Origin of the sequence: Hyalangium sp. (genome assembly GCF_035629615.1) — a bacterium.
In the GTDB taxonomy this organism is placed as follows: Bacteria; Myxococcota; Myxococcia; order Myxococcales; family Myxococcaceae; genus Hyalangium.
Window position 1 is genome coordinate 1 of record NZ_DASPHO010000744.1, and the last position, 6,383, is coordinate 6,383.

A 6,383-nucleotide genomic window follows, 5' to 3' on the forward strand; every position below is an offset into this window, starting at 1 on the left:
CTCATCGCGATGTCCTCCTTGCTTCCCCCCAGCACCCGGCGCTCCTGCTCCATGCCGGCGCTGTTCAACCGGGCCACCAGCGCGTCCTTGCCATTTCCCGAGGACTCGAGCGAACCCGCCACCACGAGCTCGCCATTCGCGGCCAGGGCGACCGCGTGGCCCCTGTCCTCCGCAGGGCTGCCCACGTAGGTCATCCACACGGGTTCGCCCGCGGGGCTCAGCTTCAGGGCCACGGCGTCGCTGGCTCCCCCATGGAAGCTGTTGGTGGTGGGCACACCGCTGTGCGGGCCGGGGGTGAGCGTCCCCACCATGAAGAGGTTTCCCGCAGGGTCCAACGTGATGCTGGAGAGCTCATCGACTCCCTCACCCGAGAGGATGTAGTTCCACTTGAACTTGGGAGGTGTCGTGGAGGTGTCCAGCAGCGCGACGAAGGCTTCGGGCGTTGAGTAGCCGATGGCCTGGCTGGTCACGGTCGTGCTCGAGCTGGTGGAGCCTGTGAGGTAGACGCTCGTGCCCACCGTGGCCACTCCCAGAACGGCGTCGTTCCCAATTGCGCCCAGGTACATGAACCACCGGGGCTCTCCGTCCGGACTCAGCTCGACGATGAAGCCGTCGAAGTCTCCGCCATCAGGTCGCGCGCCTGGGCCCCCTCGGTGAGCTCGGGCCGCAAGACCTTGATGGCCACCTTGCGGCCGATGATCGAGTGCTCGCCCTCGTAGACAATGCCCATGCCGCCATCGCCGATGCGGCGCTTGACGACGTAGTCGCCCAGCTGCTTGCCCACGAGCACGTCCCGCGCCACCGTCGACTCCCACGCGCCTTGCTGTTCGTCCCTGGGTACTGCCGTATCCGGACTGGCGTTCCGCGACTTGATCATGGGACTCCACTCACTCCAAAAACCGGCGCAGCGTATCACCGGCGCGAGCGGGCGGCGATGGCCTCGGGCCGAGGGCTCTCTTGGCGGATGGAGGCTCCTGCTGCAGGGCAAACACCCCGGGACTCAACGGAATGGCCCCTGCGGTGTTCCGATCCCACGAGTCCAGGGAGTCCCCATGAGATACAGGAGCAGATCATGAAGCGCAGACGTCCTTCCTCACGCGGGCAGGTGCTCGCTTGTTGCACCGCGTTGCTCGGCTTCGCCGTGCTCGTTGCCGCTTGTGGCGATAGAGACAGGCCCGGGGAGCCTGGGGCGGGATATGACGAGGTGAAGGCGAAGATCCGCCCGCTGATCCGGAGTGGGCTGCTGCAAAGCCAGGTCCCCGGCCTGAGCATCGCGCTGGTGGACGACCAGGACGTGGTGTGGTCGGAAGGCTTCGGCTTCGCGGATCGGGCCGCACAGGTCCCAGCCACCGCCCAGACCGTCTACGAGGCTGGCTCGATCAGCAAGCTCTTCACCGCCACCGCCATCATGCAGAGGGTGGAGCAAGGCCGCGCCGGGCTGGACCAACCCATCCAGGAGCTCATCCCAGGCTTCGCCATCCAGTCACGCTTTCCGCAGTCCGCTCCGGTCACCCTGCGCAACCTGCTGACGCACCATGCAGGGATACCGGAACAGCTCATGAGCGGCTACGCCGAGACGCCGCTCTCCCTGCCCGAGAACATGGAGCACCTCCGGGAAGACTCTCTGGCGTACCCGGCAAACGAGTTCTGGGCCTACTCCAACACCGGCTTCGTCGTCCTTGGCCGCGCAGTGGAGACAACCTCTGGGGAGGAGTTCACCGCCCATCTGAGAGAGCACGTCCTCGAGCCCCTGGGCATGACCCATTCTTCCTTCCGGCTGGAGCCCCACATTGCCCCGAGAATGGCGAAGGGTGAGGGCCCGTGGGCCGCCGAGGACATCCCTCCCACCTGGTTGGAGAGCCAGGCACCGGCTGGAAGCCTGCGGAGCTCGGTCGAGGACATGAGCCGCTTCATCCGAATGCTGCTGGCGGAGGGGAAATCCGACGGCGTGCCTGTCTTGCAGCCGGGCTCCCTCCAGGAGATGTGGCGACAGCAGAACGCCGGCAACCCACTGGACCTCGATACCCGCATCGGCCTCACGTGGTACCTGTACGATTACCCGCTGACGAACGGCCAGTCCGTGCGGATGGTCTACCACAACGGTACAACCTTCTCCTTCCAGTCCATGATGATCCTGCTCCCCGAGCACAAGCTCGGCGTGGTGGTGCTCGCCAATGCCCGGAGCGCGGCGACGCTGGTCGCGACCGCCGCCCAGCAGACGCTCGCGCACGCCCTCGAAGCCAAGAGCGGGCTGGAGCTCGCGGTGGTCGCGCCAGAACCCCGGGTGCAGCCTGTGCAGCGAGCGGAGACGGAGCTCCGGGCGCTGACGGGCATGTACGCCTCCGAGCTTGGCCCGCTGAAGATCGACTTCGAGAGCGGCACCCTGTTCGGCCTCATTGCGGACAGCCGGTTCGAGCTGGCGCCTCATGAGCAAGGCTTCTTCAAGACCCTGCTCGGGGGGGCTCCCCTGTGGGTCTCCTTCGAGCACCTCCAGGGCCGCGACGTGCTGATCCTCCACGCCGGCCCCGATGCGCGCCAGCTGTTCGCAGAGCGGATCACTCCGTCCCCGGTGCTCAGCTCCTGGAATGGCTGGCTGGGCTCCTACGCCCTGGCGCGAGGAGCGAGGCGCGAGATCGCCGAGCGGGCCGTGCTCAGCAAGGCTGATGGCTATCTGGTTCTGGAGGCCTCAGGTGGACTCTTCGAGCGTGAACCGATGGTCCTCATGCTGAGGCCGGAGGGTGACGATCGGGCCGTGGTGCTCGGCCTGGGCCGTGGCAAGGGCGAGGTCGTCCGCTTCGAGAGGAAGGAAGGGGGGAACTCGCTGGTGCTCAAGGGCATCCGCCTGCAGCTGCAACCCGCCGTCCCCTGATGGTGAATCCTAGCGGGGCTACTTGCGGTTGCCGCGCATCCTCGGCGGCGGATTTTCTGCGGTGAAGGAGTTGGACGGCTTGCCGGCCTTGTGAAGCTTCTTGGTGGCTGCGGGCTTCGCCTTGGAAGACGCGGGCTTCGCCTGAGGGCTCGCGTCCTTCTTCGTCGTGCTCTTCTTGTCGTCGGTTGGCATGGTCTCCTGAGGGGTGATGCGGGCGGCCACCGTAGCGTACCTGGCGGATCATCGCCTGATGGAAGGGTTGGGTCTACCAGACCGAGCGCCCGCGGATTTGTCTGCATCATTTTCCATGTCACTGGCTCTCGACTTGTGCGGGCTAATAGCTGTTGGCTCGAGCCGGTCCCCTTGCTTCACACCGCTCCACCTGGCGACCCATGAACCCTGCTCATCCCGCTTCGCGCGCCCTCCTGCTCGCGCTGATCGCCACGGCTTGCTCACCCGAGGAGCTCCCGCTCCTGGTCCCGTCCAGCGAGGGGCGCATGCGCCAGGAGCTGGCCCGCCCGGAGCCCTACCTGGTGCAGAACATCCGCGTGGGGACCCATGGCGCGGTGCCATTCGACCTGACGGATGTGAACGGCACCCTGTACTTCACAGCCAACGACGGCCTCCACGGCCGCGAGCTGTGGAAGAGCGACGGCACGGAGTCGGGCACCGCCCTCGTCGAGGACATCACCCCCGGCGCGGGCTCGCCGGACATCAAGCCGGTGGGGGCTCTGGGCAGCACCTTCTTCTTCTCCACCCCAGAGCAGCTCTGGAAGACGGATGGCACGACGGCCGGGACCGTGGCGATCCGCGAGGGCGCGCTCCGCTTCGAGACCTCCTCGGTTCCTCTCGAACCGGGGGCCACGTTGAACGGCGCCCTCTTCTTCTTCGCCTCCGGCCAGGGGACGACGGGCAAGCAGCTATGGAGGACCGATGGCACGGAGGCCGGCTCCCTGCCTGTCTCGGGCGACCTGCCCATCTTCTCGTACGCTCGCACGGCCTACTTCCTGTTGAACGTGAATGGGACGCTCCTGTTCATGGGCCTCGACTCCACCGGTACCAATCAGCTCTGGAAGAGCGACGGGACGGCGGCGGGCACCACCTTCGTTGGGAACCTCCCAGCGGACTCAGGAACCCCAAGGGGAGGATCGGAGGGGCGGGTGGTGCCGCAGGTCATCGGTGGGGCGCTGTTCTTCGAGACGGAGCCCTTCAACGGCCCCCTCTTGTGGAAGACCGACGGGACGATGGCGGGCACTGTCCTGCTCAAGGCGGGGACTCAGGGCTCTCGCTTCTCCCAGCTCACGGCCGTCGGGGGAACGCTCTTCTTCGTCATCGATGGGGCCCTCTGGCGGTCCGATGGGACGAGCGCTGGCACCGTCGCCGTCAACAGCCCCTCGGAGAATGTCTCATGGCTGAGCTCGGTGGGCGGCGTGCTCTTCATCGGAACGGGCAATGGGCTCTACCGGAGCGACGGTACCCCCGCGGGGACGACGCTTCTGAAGCAGCTCTCCGTCCACAGCCAGCACGCCGCCGCGGGGGGCGCGACGCTCCTCTTCACGGCCAGCATGCCTGGCTCTCCGGCACAGCTGTGGAAGAGCGATGGCACGAACGCTGGCACCACTCCCGTCACGTCCATCCGCTTGGGTTCCTACTCGACCTTCGAAGATTCGACTCTCCCGACCTGGCGGGTTTCCTTCACGCCACAGCTGGTGGCCGCAGGGAACCTCGTCTTCTTCCTCGGGAGGGAGGATGTCGCAGGCCAGGAGCTGTGGCGCAGTGACGGCACGAGCGCGGGCACCTTCCGCGCCAGCGACATCAATCTCACCGGCCTCGACGCCTCTCCCCGGTCCTTGACGGCGGTGGGCGACACCCTCTTCTTCACCGCCACCGATGGCTTCGCCGACCCAGCGCTCTGGAAGAGCGACGGCACGGGCGCCATCGAGCTCAAGGCCCTCAACGGCTCGGTGAGCATCGTGGGTGCCAGCCTCCTCACGGCTTCTGGCGGCAAGCTGCTCTTCTCCCGAATCTCGCTGTGGGCGAGCGACGGGACGGAGCCGGGAACGGTGTCGCTCTCCTCCCCGAATCCCACCGCGCTCCTGGACCGGAACGGAACCGCCTTCTTCACGAGCGGTGACTTTGTCCTCGGCAAGAGTGACGGGACTCGGGCCGGGACGGTGGTGATCAAGAGGACCGAGACCTGCTGCTCCGGAGGAGCGGGCTCGGAGCTGGTGGATGTGAACGGGACGCTCTACTTCGTCGGCTCGACGATGGCGGCCGGCTCGGAGCTGTGGAAGAGCGATGGCACGGAGGCTGGCACCGTCCTGGTGAAGGACATCCACCCGGGCAACTTCGGCTCCTTCATCCGTGACCTGACAGCCTCCAACGGCAGGCTCTTCTTCTTCGCCGACGACGGGACTTCCCAGGGGCTGTGGACGAGTGATGGCACCGAGCGGGGCACCCTCTTTCTGGGGGCGGAGGTCGATCAGCTGGCGGACTTGAACGGGACCCTCTTGTTCGCCGCCAACGAGCGGTTGTCGAAGACTGACGGCACTGCCGCGGGCACTCGCGTCCTCAAGGAGTTCTATTCAGGCCCGAGCAGCAGCCTCTCCCCGATGATCGCCATGAACGGGGCTCTGTTCTTCGTCGCCTCCGACGGCCAGACCGGAGCGGAGCTGTGGAAGAGCGACGGCACGGAGGCCGGCACCGTGCTCGTGAGGGACATCTCCCCAGGGCCAGGCTCCTCCCTCCCTCTGTCGCTGACGAACGTGAACGGGCTGCTCTACTTCCTGGCCTCTGATGACGGGCTGGACTACGAGCTGTGGAGGAGCGACGGCACGGAGGCGGGCACCTTTGCCGTCTCCACCCAGCTCCACGGGCTGCGCTTCCTGTCCAGGCCGCTCGGGTGGCCTGAGTCGCCGGGAGAAGCTCCGCGCATGGCGAAGGCGCGTGGAACGATCTTCTTCGCAGCCCGCGACGTGCTCTACGGACACGAGCTGTGGGCCATGCCCTTGTCGGCCCTCACGTGTCCTTCGTCCTTCGCGGTGGAGGCGACGAGCGGCTCGGGCGCCGTGGTCTCCTATCCATCCCCGACCGTGGCGCCAGACGCGACCGGGACGCCGGGCTTCACCTACGATCCGCCCGCGGGCCGCCCGCTCCCGCTCGGAGCCACTCAGGTGAGCGTCAGCAGCGTTCTCCTCCCGCCCTATCCGCTGTCCTCCTGCGACTTCACCGTCACAGTCCGTGACACCACTCCGCCGACTGTTTCCTGCCCTGACTCCCAGGTCGCGCGGGTGTCCTCGTCTGCAGGTGGCGCCGTTCTCTTCCCGCCCGCCACCGCCACCGATGCCGCCACCGCCTCGCCCGCGATCCACTACAGCCAGGATCCAGGCAGCACCTTCCTGCCCGGTAGCACCGAGGTGACCGTCACCGCCACCGACGAGGCCGGCAACACCGCCAGCTGCGGCTTCACTGTCACAGTCGAGATCGGCGAGGGAGGAGAGGGAGGAGAGGGAGG

General features: G+C 67.0%; 5 protein-coding genes. 2 read left to right on the forward strand and 3 right to left on the reverse strand.

Translation table 11 applies throughout. The features are described 5' to 3' along the window. On the reverse strand, window positions 1–566 hold a 566-nt coding region (locus VD972_RS37245; protein ID WP_324993581.1), incomplete at its 3' end, for a hypothetical protein. Window positions 567–592: 26 nt separating this feature from the next. Continuing rightward, complete coding sequence (locus VD972_RS37250) at window positions 593–877, reverse strand: hypothetical protein (protein ID WP_324993582.1); 285 nt, start codon at window positions 875–877, stop codon at window positions 593–595. A 195-nt stretch (window positions 878–1,072) separates the two neighbouring features. Here VD972_RS37250 and VD972_RS37255 point away from each other — a divergent pair, with 195 nt between their 5' ends. Beyond that, entirely contained in the window at window positions 1,073–2,869 is a 1,797-nt protein-coding gene (locus VD972_RS37255) for a serine hydrolase domain-containing protein (RefSeq protein WP_324993583.1), read from the forward strand. Between the two features lie 18 nt (window positions 2,870–2,887). Here the strand turns inward: VD972_RS37255 and VD972_RS37260 are convergent, their stop codons facing one another. Continuing rightward, window positions 2,888–3,061, reverse strand: coding sequence for a hypothetical protein (locus VD972_RS37260; RefSeq protein ID WP_324993584.1), 174 nt, complete (start codon window positions 3,059–3,061; stop codon window positions 2,888–2,890). A 200-nt stretch (window positions 3,062–3,261) separates the two neighbouring features. On the opposite strand from VD972_RS37260, the gene VD972_RS37265 reads away from it, so the two are divergent. After that, window positions 3,262–6,383 (forward strand): ELWxxDGT repeat protein (locus VD972_RS37265; protein WP_324993585.1); only part of this gene is annotated, 3,122 nt, incomplete at its 3' end.